This is a genomic window from Paenibacillus sp. FSL R7-0273, assembly GCF_000758625.1.
In the GTDB taxonomy this organism is placed as follows: domain Bacteria; phylum Bacillota; class Bacilli; order Paenibacillales; family Paenibacillaceae; genus Paenibacillus_AQ.
Map to the genome: position 1 here is coordinate 2,499,549 of NZ_CP009283.1, position 18,372 is coordinate 2,517,920.

Genomic DNA, 18,372 nt, shown 5'->3' on the forward strand with positions numbered 1-18,372 from the left:
GTGCAGTTATGCTCAAAAAGCAGCCCCGCATCACTTCATACTAATTGCAATCTCCTCCTGCAGCGGCAGCCAGCTGACAGTAGCCCCGAGTTGCTCGCTGATAAAGCGCAGCGGAAGATAGATTGTACCGTTCACAATGAACGGCGGTGTGGCCAGGGTTACGCTTTTACCATTGACCGTTGTCTCTCCGCTCACGGTATTAATGGAGATGGAAAGGGCCGGTTTGCTGGCGGCGGTGCGGGTAATGGTTACTATTTTGTCCACCTTGGATGTTGTGCCGCCGTTACTGGTTGGAGTGGTTGTATGATTCTCCTTATAGGCGACGATAGCTCCCAGCTTATCGAACAGCGAGCGCAAAGGGACAAAGTTCTGGCCGCTGCGGGTAATCACACCGTTGGTCAGATAAACCGGTTCCCCGTTCAGGGTAACGGCTATCGGCTTCTGCATCGGCACCGGCTGATCAAAGCTAAAGTCATAGTTGGCGTAGCCGAGCTGCGCGTTTTTGTTGACGCCCCAGCCCCAGAGGGTGCCATCACTTTTTTGCATAATGATGTGGCGTCCGCCGCCCTCAATGGAGGTAATATTGGAGGCCAGCAATGTGAACACTGCATCTGCAGAAATTGTTTCTTCGCCGATAGAGGCCGTATATACCTTGCCGTCAGATGTTAGAGCTACGATAGAACGTTCCATAATATAAGCATCCGTTACATTATTGATTCCGCTAAAACGCAGCGGTACCGCCTGCTCATGAAAGGTCGTACCGTCGGAGCTGCCGGTAATGGTCATGCCCCGGAACCAGAGGCTGGCGCTGTCGTCGATAGCAAGCGTGCTGCGCCCGTTGTCACGAAGGATACGGATATCCTTAAGTCCGGTAACAGGCACGGGATTCATTACATCGCTGCCGGCAACCGGATTATAGATTGATTCGATGGGCCAGGTCCAGAGTGTACCGTCTCCGGCAAGCGCAAAGTTTCTCTCCAGCTGTATGATGCCGCTCAGCTTTTGGACGGGCTGGAAGGAGGCCAGCTGATCTGTAGAGGTCCAGACCGTCCCGTCCTGCTTCAGGAACAGGTATCTGTTCCAGTACCCCTGGTTGTTATCCTCAGAATAGCCTCCGGCGGCAGTTACTTTATCTATCCCGGCTACAGGGGAGAAGGTAACCCTTCTGGCATCATCGTCAGGTAAAGCCCCCTGGTAGACAGCACCCGCCCCGCTTACAGCCAGGTATGTACCCTGCACCAGTGCAAGGTCCGTCAGACCGGCCATTTCCGGCATTTGTTCTGTCTCCATTGCTAAGGTCCTGGTATTGGTCTGCCACTGCCAGACGGAGAGATCCTGCTTAACCGCTAGTCCGCCTCCGGCTAGACTAAAGGAAGCTTTAATCTCGGATAGTCCCGGTACCTTCGTTGGCACGGAATGGCTGTCGCCCCAGACCCAGAGGGAACCGTCATTTTTGATCAGGTGTGTTGGCCCGTAGGCGGTGATACTGGAAACTGCGGCTACAGTATCAGCAGCCTCCGCCGTTCCAGCGTTGCCGATTGCAGGAATACCGGTTGCTGCGGCTAAGCTTAGCGCCAGGCTGAGCAGTTTGGTCCATTTTTTCATATAAAAACCCCTTTTACTGAAATCCATTAACTTACAATTAGACGCTCCATCCCTATAAAAAGTTTCTGAAGAAAAATGTCGCTCATTGTCGGCTGACCTGTGATACAATATCCTAGTCTGTTTTTTAGTTTTGTCCGTATCTGAGGAGGAAATCAGCGTTAATGAAACATGCACCTTTTATTGCAGTAGAGGGCCCAATCGGGGCTGGTAAGACGACACTGACTACGATGCTGGCCGAAGAGCTGGGGCTTCCGGTCGTCAAGGAAATTGTGGAGGAGAACCCGTTTCTGGACAAATTTTATCAGAATATGGACGACTGGAGCTTCCAGCTGGAAATGTTCTTTCTCTGCAACCGTTACAAGCAGCTTGAAGACACCGTGACCGAGTACATAGAGAAAGGAAAACCGGTCATTTCGGATTATCATATTTATAAAAATCTGATTTTTAGCGAACGGACACTCAAAGGCACGAAGCGGGACAAATACCGTGAGATTTACCACGTGCTCACCGATGATCTGCCGAAGCCGGATATTATTCTGTATATTAGAGCGGATCTGGATACCCTGCTGAAGAGAATTGCGAAGCGTGCCCGGGCGTTTGAGGAGGAAATCTCCAAAGCCTATCTGCAGCAGCTGATCGAAGACTATGACGATGCGATGGCCCAGCTGGCCGTCCGTGAGCCCTCGACCGTAATCGTGACCATTGACGGGAATAAGGTCGATTTTGTAGAAAATCAGGAAGACTACCGTGCAATCGCCGCACAATTAAAGGAGCTTATGAAATGAACACATATAACATCCCGGACAACGCCATTATTACAGTAGCCGGAACGGTGGGCGTCGGGAAATCGACTCTGACCGGAGCGCTGGCGCAGCGCCTGAACTTCCAGACCTCGCTCGAACAGGTGGACCACAATCCTTACCTGGAAAAGTTCTATCATGATTTTGAAAGATGGAGCTTCCATCTGCAGATCTATTTCCTCGCGGAGCGGTTCAAAGAGCAGAAGAAGATGTTCGAGCTGGGCGGCGGGTTTGTGCAGGACCGTTCGATCTATGAGGACACCGGGATTTTTGCCAAAATGCATGCCGATCAAGGGACCATGTCCAAGACCGACTACGACACGTATACCAGCCTGTATGAGGCTATGGTGATGACGCCGTATTTTCCGCATCCTGACGTGCTCATCTACATCGAAGGCAGCCTGCCGTCGATCCTTACCCGGATCAATGAACGCGGCCGCGAGATGGAAATCCAGACCGATGTCTCCTACTGGGAGCATATGCACGGACGTTATTCCCAGTGGATCAACGAATTCAGCGCCTGCCCGGTGCTGCGCCTGAACATCGACGACTATGATGTCAATGACCCGGCTTCGATGTCTGCCATCCTGGAGCAGGTGGGCAAGGCGATCAACCGGAGTGCGGTGACGAAGTGATATTTTATATATAGAAGATAGCAGGAGCCAGCCGGTGCGGTTGGCTTTTTTTGCGGGGAGAGAAGAATGAAGGGATTTCAGAGATTGTTCAGAGGCCTGTGGTAGATTTAATGCATCGTCGTAAAGGTGCCCGGGTGAGGTAGCTGGAATAGGGAGATGAAGATTACTTGGAAATATACAGACAGATCAAAATGGGAAAATCGAGTATGCCGACATGGTTTAAAGTTGTGGTAGTATCAATACTAATTCTGAGTGTTTCCTCTCTTATATGGTTTATAGCTGGTTCAACTGCATATTTCCAACGGGGAATGGATATTGTCGGGACCGCTTATTTAATTCTGATAGCTGTTCCTTTGCTAGGGCTGGTTTTAGGCTTTACACAAATCTTACTTGAAGGATGGACTCCGGCAACTAGTGTTCACCACTTTGGCGTATTCGTAGGGATATTACTATCAATAGTACTTTGTGTCATCTTAATACATAGTGTCGCCTCCAATGGCTGGACAGAAAAAAAGATAGAAAGTGATTCATTAAAGATAACTGCAGATGGCAAATATGAATACAGAATTGAATTAATTAATCTATTTCAAAGCAATAGTAATGCGAGGCTTTATTTAAAGGAGGTTGAATCTGAAGAGGAAAAATATATCCCTATCAATATTCAGACACGTGAAATTAATAGTCTTATAGTGGGAAAAGTGAATAATTGGGTGATTCTTGAACCGGCTAAAAACTCATCTCGTTACTTTCTGTCCACAACAGAGAAACTCCGATTACCACAAGAGCAGTTTGAAATAGACGTTGAGAAGGGAAGCTCCAGGAAATTAGAATGAATAACATTTAAAACGTATAGTGCCACATGTGAGTGATCAACTCCATGTGGCTTTTTTCCTTTTCACTAATGAAAATCATTCATGCGGACAGATAAAAGGTGGCTCTAAATCTAAGAAAACGACGTTTGTTTTGAGACAAAAAGTCGAATAAAAAAATTTATTTTTAGAAAAATCACATATTCATGCAAATTACCCCCTTTTTACCCCTCTGAAACAGAATTTTGTCGAGATTTGTTAAGAGTTTGTTTAGAGCGTCCTGATAGAATGGACTTCAGATATGAAAAAATAGGTATTAAGAAGCTAATTATTCTTGTCCGTCGTAAGGGAGCCGAAAGGAGAGAGCGTGCAGCTATAAGGTAAAAAAGACTAAACACCAACAATTCTTGTAGGACGGCGGACGGAGAATGATGAAACAATAAGGGGGAGCATCGAATTGCTGATGAGCAGGAAAGCAAAGAAATACACCGCGTTAAGTCTGACTATTATTATGCTGCTGTCTTTGATACCCGATGTGTGGACAGGGCGGGTGCAGGCTGCGGCGAAGGACATCGAAGTGGTCTTTAAAAGCGGGGCGCGTATAGGAAATCTGTCCTACTCTGCTACCAATACATTTATTAACTTCTATAACAATCAGGTAGAAGGGTTTAGACAGACCGAGACGGATAAGGATGCCCAATATGATTGGTCCCGCGGAGATATTTTTGCAGGGGTTAACGATAATGAAGCGACAGTACAATTTGAAGTCCGCGTAGCGGATAATCCTATTTTGCGGGAAATGGCCAAGAGCGGACATGCCGAAATGAAGACCGGCTTCGCGGTTCTGAGACGTCACTCCGGATTTTTATGGACACGTCATTCTGCTATTAAAATCAGCATCGATGGAAGAGAGCTTATTAATGAAAGAACCGGGGGCAGCCAGGTTTACAACAAATCTGCAACTGCTGTTATTACTCCAAACTCCGTAATCAATGTGTGGGTCTACGGTGAAGGGGATGATGATGGCGAGGCGGCAGGTGTACGCGGCTTCTACCTCAATTTTGAGGACATGCAGCGTCCGGTACTGAACAACTACACCTTCACCGGCAACGGTGCAACCCGTGAGAATACAACAATCAATCAAACTGAGCTGTATGTGAAAAAGAGCGAAAATGTAACAGTCGCCTATAATTTCACAGAGCCGGTCAAGCCTACAACGCTGGTAGCCAGCAACTCTGAGTTTTTCCTCCGGCATCCGTTGTTTATGAACCCGGCGGGTACGGGTCTTCCCGGTGCGGGACAGATGCAGTATCTGGAGAACATCACTTACAGCTCCTCTAATCTGAGTACGCTGAATAATTCGATCGCCTTCTCCTACAGCCCGAATGAATACTCCCAGAGCGGAAATCTTCCGGTGGAGCCGAAGATTGCAGGGACAACCCCGAACAATCCTCCGATGGAGCAGACGATGCAGGAGAAATTCACGGCAGCCGGACTTGCCGATGCGGCGGGTAACATGGCAACGATCAGCTTCCCGAATGCCGGCAGCTCAGCGAGCTTGCCGAATGTACAGGGCAAGACAGTTGACCCGTTCAACTACAAAAGCGGCGGCTACCGGGTCATTGTCGATGCGGTAAGACCGAAGTATACCAAGGTCGGAAACGGCATCCAGCCGGAGATTCTGACCGGGGTAACGCTTAACGAAGGCGACATTATTGACTTTACGGTACAAATGACCGAAGAGGCTGTTGTTAAAAAAGGCTGGATTACCGCCCAGACCTTCCTGCGCTTCAATAACGGCATGAAGGCTTACTACACAGGCGGCTCCAATACTAAGAACTGGACGTTCCGGATGACCGTTCCTGGCGGTACTGCTGTTGAAGCGCCGCTGCTCAAGGTCATTGCGCTTTCGCATGATGCGAAGGGCGATAACACGGACATCAACGTCATTCAGGACTATGCAGGTAACCTGCTGTTCCAGCCGGCCAACTATGACGGCGAGCATGTGGACGGCGATACGTCGCTGGTCAATTCCAAGATCGACTGGGCGAATCTGTCCATCGACAATACGCTGCCGATCATCGGCTACCGTTATGAAACCGGCGGAGGCAGCAATACGACTTATCAGAAAAAAGGCAAGGTTACGATTGATGCCAATGATCCGGCAGTAAAGGTTCCTGCCCTTGATCCGATTGCAGCAGACCGCGGCCTTGACAGACCAAGCCGGGGGATTTACCGCCCGTCAAATATGACCGGCTCGGCTTCGCCGTCGGTTGGTCTGGTGTACTACCTGTGGAGCCAGAATCCGGCAGATCCATTCGCATCTGTAGCGGATGATAACTATGCAGCGCTCAAACGGTACGCACTGTCTGCGAAGCAGCCTTCAGAGGAGCTGTATCCGGACGAGTTCCAGGATATCAAGCTCCAGGTTGCCAATAACAAGACGAACCTGCTGACACCTCCGGCAGAAGCCTTTACCTCTGAGAACAGCGGAGAGTGGTATCTGCACACATGGACTGCAGACATGACCTGGGATTCAGCGCGTGAGCTGAAGCAGTACGAGCTGAAGCAGCAATATGTCAGAGAGCATGATGAGCAGTACAAGGCCTGGCTTGCAGAGGCTCCAGGCACTGAAGATGAAAAAATTCTGTATGCCGACAATAAGGCATTGGTTGCTGTTGGGCAATACGGCGACACAAATGTATGGAAGCTGGACTATTTCATGAAGGCTGATTCCAACTGGACTCATAATGTCGGAATCCTGAAGCTGGATAATCAGGTTCCTGTTATTGCCAACGGAACTCCGAGCAACGACAACTCGAATAGCGTTGAGATTACAGCCCTTGTATCTGATCCGCACAGCGGAATCGATACCGTGAAGTACCAGTGGGTTAAAGACGGCAATCAGCCGGCGGATGTGGACTGGAAGCCGGCCAACTACAACGGCACAACAGTAACCCAATCCACTTACGAGGATGTTTTTGAAGACGGAAGCTACTGGCTCTACCTCAAGGCGGCTGACAAAGCCGGTAATGAGATTACAGATGTAGCTTACAGCAATACGATCACTGTTAATTCACAGGACAGCATGCCGGCAGCTTTCTTGCCGGAAGCAAACGCAAATTATGTGCAAAGCCACGATGTTATGTTCAGCATAGGTGGCATCACACCGGACTTCGTCGGATATGCGATTACAGGCAGCTCCAATCATCCGGTTAGCGAAGGTGAATTCACCGCACTTGATCCGGTGGAAATCATCCAGAAAAAATTGCTTCCTGAAGGCTCGCCATCACCGTCTCCATCCACTCAAGGAGGCAGCGGCGGAGCGGAAGCAACGCCAGCACCAGCACCAACACCATCTCCAGCGGAAAACGGTGGCGGAAGCGGGCCGGAAGTAACTCCGGAACCAACACCTGCAGCAGATCCGGCTCTGGAGCCGGTAGTAGGCGCAGCGGCCGGACCAGCGGCAATGATGAAGCTGCTGTCCGTTGGTCTGCTGAATACAGGCAGCTTTAAGCAAGTAGCTGTCAATGCACTGGAAGCAACACCTGAGGCTGAAGCTTCAGCTACACCGGCAGCAGCTGCCGTGCCAACTGTGGCACCAACTGCCGCAGCAGCTGCGGAAGCGGAAAGCGGAGCTCAAGCTTCTGCCGCACCATCAGCTGATGCCCAGCTGGAAGAGGCTGCAGATCAGGCGGCTATGCTGCTGGCAGCAGAAGAGCCTGAGAAGCTCACCTATCTGATTCCAGCGGACAGCACCAAGAACGGTGTACAGTATGTGCACTTAATCGTGAAACAAGGCGACAAGGCGTATTACTACTCCAAAGCCTACTATTTTGATAACGAGCCGTCCTCTGTAACGTACAGCAAAAACGGCGTGAATTATCCGCTGCCTAAACAGACACTGAACGTTACTGTTTCAGAGCTGTACAGCAAGACAGGCGCGAAGACGAAATATCAATGGGTCAAAGCGGATGCGGCTGCACCTGAGGCAGTCTCCCAGGGATGGACAGACCTCCCGTTTGGCGGAGCCGTTGATATTACGGGCAAGGATTTGAAGCCGGGTGAAGTAGTGGACTACATCCTGTATGTATGGTCCGTTGACGGAGCAGGCAACAGTGTCATTTCCCGCACTCCAGAAAGCTTCAAGGTTTCAGCAAGCGGAGATAAAGAAGCGCCTCCGGCGGCTGCCGAATCGGCCCTCCTGTATCTGTCGGGTGATGAAGAAGACGGCTATACCGCCATTGTGAAGCTGAGCCTCGAAACAGAGGACAAAGCAGGCTATGAATACTCCATTTCGCCGGATAACGGTGCAAGCTGGGTAAACTGGAAGCCTTACACGAACTTTGTATCGGTAAAGGTTCCGACAAGCAATCCTGCATTCCTGGAAGTCATGGTCAAGTACAGAACGCCGGGCGGCAAGATCAGCGACGCTGCCAAGCTGGAGATTCCGGCCCAGATGCCGGATGAGGCTCCGGTGTATGCGCTGGCCGGCATGAATACAACAAGTCCGGTAAATGCCACTGTTGGTGCCAACATTGAAGTGGCGGTTCCGGCAGGCGTGAAGGTTATTGTCGGCAAGGTGAATCCGACCGTACCGGTACGCACCGGCAATACCTTTAATGTTAAAGAGAACGGCTTCTACAGCTTTGATCTGATTGACCTTAATGATGCCGAGCGTACCGACACCCTGTACATCGTTGTTAAGAATGTGGATGGGACGGCACCAATGGCTACCGTTGAATATCCGTTCACGGCACTGACTAACAGCAATGTTACAGCCACACTGGTTGACTCTTCTGAGCCGATTATTATTACGAACAACAACGGCAAGAGCTCTTATACCTTTACCGAGAACGGCTCGTTTACCTTTGAATTCAAGGATGCCGCAGGCAATACCGGCACAGCGGTAGCTACAGTTAACAATATTGATAAGGAAGCACCTAAGGTGAAGATTGTCCGCTCCTACCAATACGGAGCTGATGGCAGTAAGGTATTCGGCACGATTTTGGACGGCAATGGCAATGTGGTTCTCTCCTCCGGAGTGACGCTGGAAGTGCAAAAAGCGGACAATTCGGCGAAGCAGATTTTTATCACCAGCCAGAACCAGACTATCTCAATGAAAGAGAACGGTGTAGCTTCCTTTACAGTAGCTGACCAGTTCGGTAATACAACAGTTGTTAAAGAAACAGTAACCAATATCCTGAACACTGCGCCGGATGCGGATAAAGTCACTTATACGTTCGTGGATGCCGCAGGAAAAGCAGTACCAGACAGCAAGATCGTTAAGATTGGCGGACAGGAGTACGCACAGGGTAAGGTCAAAGTGACGGTATCCGGCAAGACGACCGCTCCGAATATGGTGTTCTCGGGTCTCAAGCCGATCCAGTCCGGTGCAAGCTACACGAACAAAATCAGTGCAGCTGACGGAACCTTCACTTACTCAAGAGAATTTGAGAGCGCCGGCTCAACAGTGATGACGATTTCCGATCTGCTCGGCAATTCCAGCAAAATTCCGGTGACGGTAAAGGGTCTGGATAATACAGCACCTGAGCTGACATTGAAAAAGAGCGCGGTCGGCATTGCCCAGAACAAGCAGGACTTTAAATTTGCTGTTGATCTCGGCGGATACACTGTATCCGATAATGTCTCCGCAGCAGCTGATGTGAAGGTAGAGGTTACCGGTCTTGACCTGACCAAGCTGGGACGCCAGCAGGTTACTTACACAGCAACAGACCAGGTAGGCAACAAAACGACTGCGACACAGGATGTCATTGTAGTCAAAGACGGCGGACTGCTTATTTTCGGAGACGATACACTGATTTCAGCTTCCTCCGGAGAATCGGCATTGTTCAGCAGCAATACCATTACATTCAAAATTAGCGGCTACAACACTATGAAGGTAGCTGGCGCTGATAAAGTTAACGAGTGGGGTACATTCGATCTGATGTATCAGTCAGGACTCTACCGCGAAGGGCAAATGAAATCCATCGCTACCAAAATCACCTATGATCAGCTGGTAAGCGGCCAGTACAAGGTTACTTTCCCGAAAGCCGGCTGGTACACAATTATCGTGAGAACGCAGGAGCGCGACCGTGAGTATGCGACCTTCTTCGTCAGCAGCACGAACTAGAAAAGAACTATGAACAGGGGGACTATAGGTGAAGCTGCTTAAAAAAACGTGTGCGATGATGCTCTCCTTTGTGATGGTATTCCTGTCCACATCAGAGAGCCTGCATGCCCTGGCGGATGCGGCTAAAGCAACAAATACAACCACGATCCAGAATGATTTCATCAAGGTGACCGTGGATAATGCTACAGGCCGTTACGGTGTCCGTACCATTGAAGGCCAGCCAATACGCAAAAAGGACCAGAATACAAATTTGCTGTTCCAGGGAGATGATCCGGAAACGTCGTTTACGACGTTCCGGATTGACGGAACAGATTATATCTACGGCAACAAATACAAGTTCGACAGCAAGTTTTATTCCGAAACAACAGCACCAAAGATTGTAGAGAACTCTAACGGGACGAAGCAGCTTGAAATGCTGTGGAAAATTAAAGGCGTTGAGATCAAGCAGATCCTCATGCTTTACACCGACAGCAAGGATATGGTGAATTCCGGTAATATCAATATCCGTTATGAAGTCAACAACAAAAGCGGAGCTGTAGTTGAAGTCGGGAGCCGTATCCTGCTGGATACGATGGTCGGCGCCAATGACGGACCGCTGTTACAGATCGGCACAGCCTACCAGGCTCCGCTGATGGTAGAAAGAAAGCTGGTGCATGACCCGCGTGCAGCAGGCATTCCTGAAGAGGATGCTGCGCTGTACAAGCTTCCTTCCTACTGGGTTATGCGTGACAAGCTGGACCTGACCAATCCGCAGGCGACAAATGTTGTCGCCTACGGCTTCAACAATATTGCCGAGCAGAACATCAACATTGTTGATGAGATGATTGTCGGCCACTGGAACGGGCTGGCCAACACGAAATGGGATTACAAGGTGAACCCGAATCTGGACTTCACCCGTGATACCAATGATTTCGGAAGCGCCGATTCTGCAGTAGCCTTCTACTGGAACCCGGACAAGATTGCAGCCGGGGGTTCCCAGAGCTTTGAGACCATATACGGTCTCGGGGAAATCATTGCTCCGGATAAGGTATTCTCAATCCGTTATGTAGACCAGATTCAACAGCTGGCCACCCTTGAGGACGACAGTGCCTACAGGGATGAGGGGATTTTCGATATCACCGCCGAGGTGGAGAATCTGGCCGCTTTTAACATGGAGCACTCCAAGATTGAAGTGCAGCTTACGCTCGAAAGCGGACTGAACTTCGTCAGACTGGACAGTAAAGGGAACGTCGTAAGAGATGCGAACGGCAATGCAGTGCTTGAGAACACGCGCAGCCGGACACTGGAATTCAAGAAAACGGCATCGCCTGAAGAAGCGGAGCAGGGCATCCTGCCGAAGTACAAGCCGGGTGATACCATTGCCGCATCGTTTAAGGTGCAGGCTAAAGGCAGACCTTGGCCTACAACCCGCGAATATATGATTACAGCACGCAGTCCGGAGACCCAAAGTGAGATTGAGGGTATGGCGGATGAAAGCATCAAGGCACAGTATGAGTCGAACAAATCGAACTTCATCCTGCTGCCTCCGGTGGGCGAAGCTACTCCAACCTACGTATACGGAATGTCGCCTGAGGAGCTGTACAGCACCGACGTGAAGTATATGACCGTCAACCTGTCGAACATTGAGGCCTACAATACAGGCAACGAGACGACAGCAGCTAACTTTGATCTGTATCTGAAAGAGACAGTGACGGGTGAACGCTACAAGGTTAACGTACAGGATGCTGTCGTAATGCAGCCGACCGACGACGGAATGTCCGGTGATATGAGAATCACCTACCGCGGCGGAGATAAAGTGGATGAGGCCGGCAATGTAATTGAAGAAGGCCTCGGACCTGAGCTTCCGCTCGGTGAATACCAGGTGGAGATTGATTATAAGGGTGATGCCGGCGGCGATGAGGAAATTGCCTCCATGTATGACATCACCACTGAACAGACCATCCTTGTATCCGACAATGACGAATCGCGTATCCGCGAAGCCGGCATTATGGTCGTATACAAGCAGCTGGTGGACGTCAGCGGCATCGCGAACGGTTCATCTGTAAGCGGAGATTTGCTTGACGATCTGAACAGCCTGTTCCCGGATGAGCCGTTTGAAGACGGAGCGTTCCTCTATAACGCAGTAACAGAATACAAGAAGACCAAAGCGGTAATCGGAATGGCCAGCAAGGCTGTTGATCCGGAATTCGAGCTGAGTGAATTCATGGATGATGAAGCGCTTGAAGAAACACCTCTCTATAACTACATGCTGTTTGACTCCGAGGAAGACCTGGAGGAATTCGAGGCTGAAGCAGAGGAAGAGGAGATTGACCGCGAAGTAGTCGTAGTCATTCGCGGGATGATCAAGCAGGTCGGCTCCAAGGCTGACGAGCAGGTTATTGTAGATACAAAGACTGAACCGGCCATTATAAATGAATCTGTAGCTTATACGGGTAAGGATCTGGCGTTTGTCCGCGGGAAGCTGGATATCTTCGGCGCGAAGCAGTCTGACGATATGCCGTTCCTGGATACCCTGTTCATCAAAGGGGACGGAACGCTTAGCGTAGCCAGCAGCGGTTTTATTTTCCACAAAGGGGAATGGACGCTGGACTTCTTTAACGGCTTCAACAAGTCGCTGGGGGATGAGAACTTCAACCTTCCATCGGCCAGCACGGGTGATGATGATGAAGAAGAAGAGGAAGAAGAAAATACGAATCCTGAAGATGATACCCAGAACGGCAGCCTGAAATGGGCAGTCGGCGGCGTAGGCGACAGATTGAATCCGCTGCGCCAGGTAATGATCGAGGATGTATACTTCAACAGACAGTCGCTGTTCGCAGCGCCGAGCTTCTCAATTGACGGCTTCGGACTTTCTTTTAACGACTTTATGTTAAGAGAAGGAGGGATCTCCTTCGGCGGCTCCCTGTCGATGAAGATTATCAATGCAGAAATCAACAACGTTGTATTCAATGATAAAGGTTTTGTCGGCATTGATGCGGCCCTCAAATTCGACTTGGGTGAGGAAGTTGGCTTATTCGGACCTAAGAAGGAAGGCGCCAAGAAAAAGGATGACGACGGACCGGCAAGCCCAAGCGGTGAAATTACAGTCACCCACTTTGTCCAGGATATCGGCGGAGAGCCGGTAGAGAACCAGTACGGGCTGGCATTTGATGCCCAGCTTAAGAACATGCTCGAAGTGTCGGTTGAGCTGTCCCTGAAAAAGGTTAGAGACGGCCGGATTCTGCCGGATGTCATCGCCTTCGGGGCGGGACTTCCTTCTCCGGGTATTCTGATCACGGGTGCTACGTATCTGACTGGAATCCGCGGCGCGGTTCGTGAGCTTGCGGATACGATTGCCGGCGGAAGCAAGGATGATCCGTTCCCGCTGACTGTATCAGCAGGTGTAAGCTTACGCTTTGGTATGGCTCCGGCTTACTTCTTCGGAGATGTCGATCTGACGGTAAAACGGACCGGACTTAAAGTGGAGGGTAAGATGGATTTCTCCACTATGGCAGATCCGGAAGATGATGATAAGCTGCCGATGCTCACCAAAGCGCTGCTTGAAGCCCAGTGGGTAACCCCTTGGTTCGTGCGCGTGGAGGCAGAGATGGATATCGGCGGATGGGATATCATTATCGGTAAAGCGGGGATCTTTGTCGGGCAGAACCTCGAGAAGAACCGTACTGATTTTGAAGGCTATATCGGCTCCAAAATTCAGATTCCTAATGATGTGCCGATTGTCGGCGGTATGCCGCTATCCAGCATGTTCCTCGGAGTCAACAATGATAAGGTATGGGGCAGCATCGGCATTCTGCTGATCTCGCTCGGAATCACCTATTACTGGGGCGGCGGGGTTGAATTCGGAACTTCGACAGACCAGCTGCCGGATGGCGTTATTCATCTGGTTGTAGATGACCCTGAGCTCGGACCTCGTCTGATGGTTATCGGTCAAGGTGTTGAAACTTTGGCAACCTCCGCAGCAGCTGTTCCGGCAGCCGAGCAGGAGAATCAGGAAATTGTCTACCGCGAAGTAGCCGAAGGTGTGGAATACGTTGAAAATGGTTCTCTGAACGTCAGCGTAGGCGGCATCACGGTTAAAAACAGCGGCAGAGTACATGAGATTCCAATGGGTGATGTAACCGGTAATGCGGTTATCGAAATAGAATATGAATCCAAGGATCGTCCGGAATTCACACTGAAGGATGCAAACGGCAAGCTATTCCCGGTTAAATTCGATAACACGAATACGGACCCGACTGCCAATGCGTTCACTCAATATATTCCGGCAGCAAACTCCAAAGACCAGGTCGATGTGCGTAAAGCATATGTCATCGTTCCTGCAGATAAGGTAAATAGCGGCACATGGACACTGACGGCTGTTTCCCCGGTCAAAACCAAGCTGCTGAACGTACCGACTGCACCACAGCTGAACGATATCGTTCTGGCTAAGGACGGCTCGAATGCGAATAAGTTCAACGCTTCCTGGAAAGTAGCCAATGCAGCCGAAGGGGATACAATCAATCTGTATTTGGCCCAGGATGCGGTTTCCAAGGAAACAACAACGCTGGATAACGGAGAGTCCGTGCTTGAAGCAGGTGATCCTGGTCTGCTTATTGCCAAGGATATTCCGGTCGGCCAGAACGGCGGCGTCAGCGGCGGAGTAACCAGCGGAAGCACCAGTATTGACGTAACGAATGTAACCCTGATGGGCAATCCGGAGGATATCCGCGGACTGCTGAGACAAGGGAATTACTATCTGCGTGCCGAGCTGAAATCCAGCGCGACCTTCGCTACGAAGACCTCGGTGCAGAAGTTTGAGATTGTTGATCCGTTTGCACCGCAGAACGTCAGCGATCTGAAGGTAGAACCGGCAGGAAACGGACTGTTTGCCCTTTCCTTCAAGCCGGGAGCGAAGAAAGCCGGACACAGCGGCTATGAGCACAGCTATATTATTGATGCAAAACGTCTGCAGGACGGCGAAATGAAGGATTATGACAATTTCGGTGAAATCCTGTTTACAGAATCGGAGCTTGCCCCTTACTGGAATGCGGCAACAGGCAAGTATGAAGACATTCTGATCGGCGGCTGGTCCGCAACCTCCACATCAGATGTTGTGGAGCTTGGAAGTCTGGAAGGTACCACAATGGACCTGAAGGATGTGAAGTATGTCGGTCTTGAAGTCGGATATGAATACGAAATCGGCGTGTCGGCAGCAACAGTTCCGACAGAGGCTGATGACAAGAACCAGAATTACCACTACGCAGACCGGATTGCTGCTGCGAAGAAGCTGCTTCCTGTACCTGTTAAGCCTAAGCTGAATGTGACAGGCCAAGGTACCGTGGAGAACACCGGAGATTACATCAATCTGCTTACCAAGCAAACGGAACAGACACTGACGTTTACTTCAGATCAGAAAAATGTAACCGTTGAAGCATTCTACGCGGAAGAGTCGATCGGTAAGGCAGCGCTTAGCAACACTGCAAGCGGAAGCCAGGGCACGCTGAAGCTGACCAAGTTCCAGACAGACGGACCGTTTGCTGTAGAACTGCGTGCAACGAATACAGTAACCAAGGACCTTTCCGTAACCATGCTTTATCTGACAGTTGATACCATTGCGCCTGTGCTCTACATTGACCAGCCAGCGACTGGAGCAAGAACGGCTAACGACGGTTCGGGCAATAAGATCACTGTTGCAGGTACTACTACAAAAGGAACTCTGCTGAAAGTAGGCAGCACGGTAGTTCCGGTTGCTGAGGACGGGACCTTTAATGCACAAGTGCCTGTAGCATCGGCTGATCCGACCGTTGCGCTTCAATTCATTGCTACAGACGGTGCGGGAAATGAAAACTCGGCTGTTGTGAACATCTCGAATGAAAGCTTTGATGTTCCTTCGGCACTGATTCTCGAGCAGGTTCCTTCTCTTCAGCCTGGAGACAAGAGCATCATTGCTAAGGCTTATCTAAAAGTGGCCGACGGCAAGGACGAGAACGGTAAAACGAAGTATAAGCAAGTCGAAGTAAGTCAAAAAGACATGAGCAAAATCACCTACTCTGTAGCATCCGGAGATTCGGTTGATGTGGAGACCGTGGTTAATGAAGCAACACAGCAGCGCACCACTACCGTCACCGCCCTTGCAACAGGCTCAAGCCTGATTACAGGGGAGTACACAGTAGCGGATGGAGTAACAATCCAGGGCTTTACGGTTGCTTCGGTTGAAGTGCCTGAGCCTGTGAAGCTGGGCAGTCTGGTTATTTCATCACATGCAATAAACAATGACACCTCACATAGTACAGTTATTGTTTCCGATTCTGGTGATATGACCGGCCAGCAGCTGGCGTATAAAGTTTACAGCGGAGACAGCAAAGTTACTCTTCCGGAGTTTAAAGCGGATTTGAGTGACTGGAGTATACTCCCTGCGGACGGAAAGGTTCCTGCTAAGACTGGTGATGTCGTTGTAGTAGCCAAACGGACATCCCTGAACAAATTGGCCATGGCGGCTGCTACCGTACCGGCAATTGTCTTTACTGGTCTGTCTGTTTCAACAAAGGCAGTCAACAAAGATGAGCTTCATACAAAGGTTGAAGTAGCCCCTAGTAATATGGCTGGCCAGGAACTGGTATACAAGGTATACAATAGTGCTGCCACAGCAGTACTTCCGGAATTTAAGTCTGATTTAAGCGCATGGAGTAAGCTTCCAGATAATGGACTGCTTCCTGTAAGCAGCGGTAATGTCGTTGTCGTAGCTAAACGGACTACCCAGGACAAGCTCTCTATGGGGGCAGGAATGGCTGGAGCAATTATTTATTCCAAAATATCGGTTTCAGCAACAGAACTCACCAATGATACCGGACATACTCAATTAATCCTTGAACCTGGTGATCTGGCTGGTCAAGAACTTGTCTACAAAGTTTTCATCGGTGGTAAGAATGCTGTGCTTCCGCAATTCAATTCGGACTTGAGCAGCTGGAGTCTGCTGCCGGCAACCGGAGTAGTTGCTGCCAAGCCTGATGATGTAATTGTTGTAGCTAAACGGACTTCCAAAGAGAAGCAGGCTGTTTCGTCTAATATGACCACTGCGAAAATCTTTAATGGTATACCGGGTGGTAGTCCTGGAGGTGGAGGCCCTGTTGCACCGGCAGCATCGCCGGCACCTACACCAGCACCTGGCGTATTGCCGTCGGTAACATTAAACGGTCAGGATGTTGAAGCTGCGTGGAATAATACGACAGCAGTAATCCATGTTACTGACAGCAGTAAAGCTGCAGAAGGCAGTGGCGATATTGTGATCAACAGCACTGATGCTACAGCAACAGGCTACGATATAACACTGGATCTGAGTGTGGTACAGCAGGCTGTTACAGCGAAGAAGAATATTGCGGTCAATGTACCGCTTGGGCAGTTTGTGCTGACACCGGAGAACCTGGCCGGACTTACAGGCCCGCTCAAGATTACGGTTGCAAACAACGCTGTATCAGACAAGAATGCAATGACGGCACTGGCGAAAGCGCAGAACTTCAGTGTACTGGGGTCTGGACAAGGAGCCACAGTTACAGCCAATCTGGCTTCCGGCAAATGGACACCGTCTATGAAGGCTAAAGTAGCCATTCCTGCGGGAATAACAGCAGCTGAAATTACAGCGGTGGTACTGAAGGATGGACAAGGCAACTGGACAACTATCCCTTGGAAGAAGGATAGCAGCGGAAGCAATGTGGATGTGCAGATTACCGGAGAAGGCAGCCTGTTCTTTATTAACAACAGCAAGCTCTTCAAAGATGTATCCAGCAGCTTCTGGGGAGCAGCAGGTATTAATGAAGCTTCCGGCAAATTGTTCGTGCTGGGTAAATCAGCTGACAGCTTTGCTCCACAGGCACAAGTTACCCGTGCAGAGCTGCCGACTATTCTGCTTAGAGTAGCAGGTCTTATGAACAATACGTTCATCGGGCAGAACTTCACGGATGTGTCAGCTGGCAGCTGGTATAACCGCAGTGTATCCATTGCAGCCGGACTTGGTATCGTCACCGGACAAAGTGCCGGTAAATATGCTCCTCAGGATACTGTTTCAAGAATGGAAGCAATGACGATGGTTGGAAGACTGCTGAATGTGGTCAGTGCCGGCGGTGAGATCCTTAGTGATGCAGAAGCTACGCAATTACTCAGTACCTACGCCGATAAAGATTCAATCCCGGCCTGGGCTAAGCAATCGACCGCGCTCAGCATCAAATACGGTATTATCCGTGGTGTTGACGGCAGCATTAATCCATCCGGCGTATTAACCAGAGCCGAAGCTGCAGTTATTGCAATCAGACTCAGCCAGTATATTACAGACAAACAATAGATCAGAGGACCCACACCTGTTGAAGAACTGGTGTGGGTATCCTACTGTATTGAATTACATTTCTATTTTAAGGTGG

At 50.0% G+C, this 18,372-nt stretch carries 6 protein-coding genes; 5 read left to right on the forward strand and 1 reads right to left on the reverse strand.

The window, feature by feature from the left end; genetic code table 11:
* Nucleotides 1-30: 30 nt before the first annotated feature.
* Nucleotides 31-1,605, reverse strand: a complete 1,575-nt coding sequence (locus R70723_RS10600; RefSeq protein WP_039871873.1) for a stalk domain-containing protein — start codon at nt 1,603-1,605, stop codon at nt 31-33.
* Nucleotides 1,606-1,766: 161 nt separating this feature from the next.
* Between R70723_RS10600 and R70723_RS10605 the strand changes: the two genes are divergently transcribed.
* From R70723_RS10605 to R70723_RS10625, 5 genes are all read left to right on the forward strand, one after another.
* Entirely contained in the window at nt 1,767-2,390 is a 624-nt protein-coding gene (locus R70723_RS10605; RefSeq protein ID WP_039871876.1) for a deoxynucleoside kinase, read from the forward strand.
* Nucleotides 2,387-3,040 (forward strand): deoxynucleoside kinase, encoded by a 654-nt coding sequence (locus tag R70723_RS10610; protein WP_039871878.1) that lies wholly within the window; start codon nt 2,387-2,389, stop codon nt 3,038-3,040. The genes R70723_RS10605 and R70723_RS10610 overlap by 4 nt, the downstream gene beginning before the upstream one ends.
* 167 nt (nt 3,041-3,207) lie before the next feature.
* Nucleotides 3,208-3,873 carry a hypothetical protein gene (locus tag R70723_RS10615; RefSeq protein WP_039871880.1) on the forward strand — a complete coding sequence of 222 codons (666 nt, stop codon included), beginning with the start codon at nt 3,208-3,210 and terminating at the stop codon, nt 3,871-3,873.
* A 439-nt stretch (nt 3,874-4,312) separates the two neighbouring features.
* Nucleotides 4,313-9,982: a DUF5011/hyalin repeat domain-containing protein gene (locus tag R70723_RS10620; RefSeq protein WP_144027182.1), complete on the forward strand. Its 5,670-nt coding sequence runs from the start codon at nt 4,313-4,315 to the stop codon at nt 9,980-9,982.
* A 28-nt stretch (nt 9,983-10,010) separates the two neighbouring features.
* Nucleotides 10,011-18,296, forward strand: coding sequence for an S-layer homology domain-containing protein (locus R70723_RS10625; protein WP_039871885.1), 8,286 nt, complete (start codon nt 10,011-10,013; stop codon nt 18,294-18,296).
* Nucleotides 18,297-18,372: the final 76 nt, after the last annotated feature.

Coding starts and splice junctions, on each gene's coding strand:
- R70723_RS10610 (WP_039871878.1), top strand. CDS start 2,387: ATGAACACATATAACATCCCGGACAACGCCATTATTACAGTAGCCGGA.
- R70723_RS10600 (WP_039871873.1), bottom strand. CDS start 1,605: ATGAAAAAATGGACCAAACTGCTCAGCCTGGCGCTAAGCTTAGCCGCA.
- R70723_RS10620 (WP_144027182.1), top strand. CDS start 4,313: ATGAGCAGGAAAGCAAAGAAATACACCGCGTTAAGTCTGACTATTATT.
- R70723_RS10605 (WP_039871876.1), top strand. CDS start 1,767: ATGAAACATGCACCTTTTATTGCAGTAGAGGGCCCAATCGGGGCTGGT.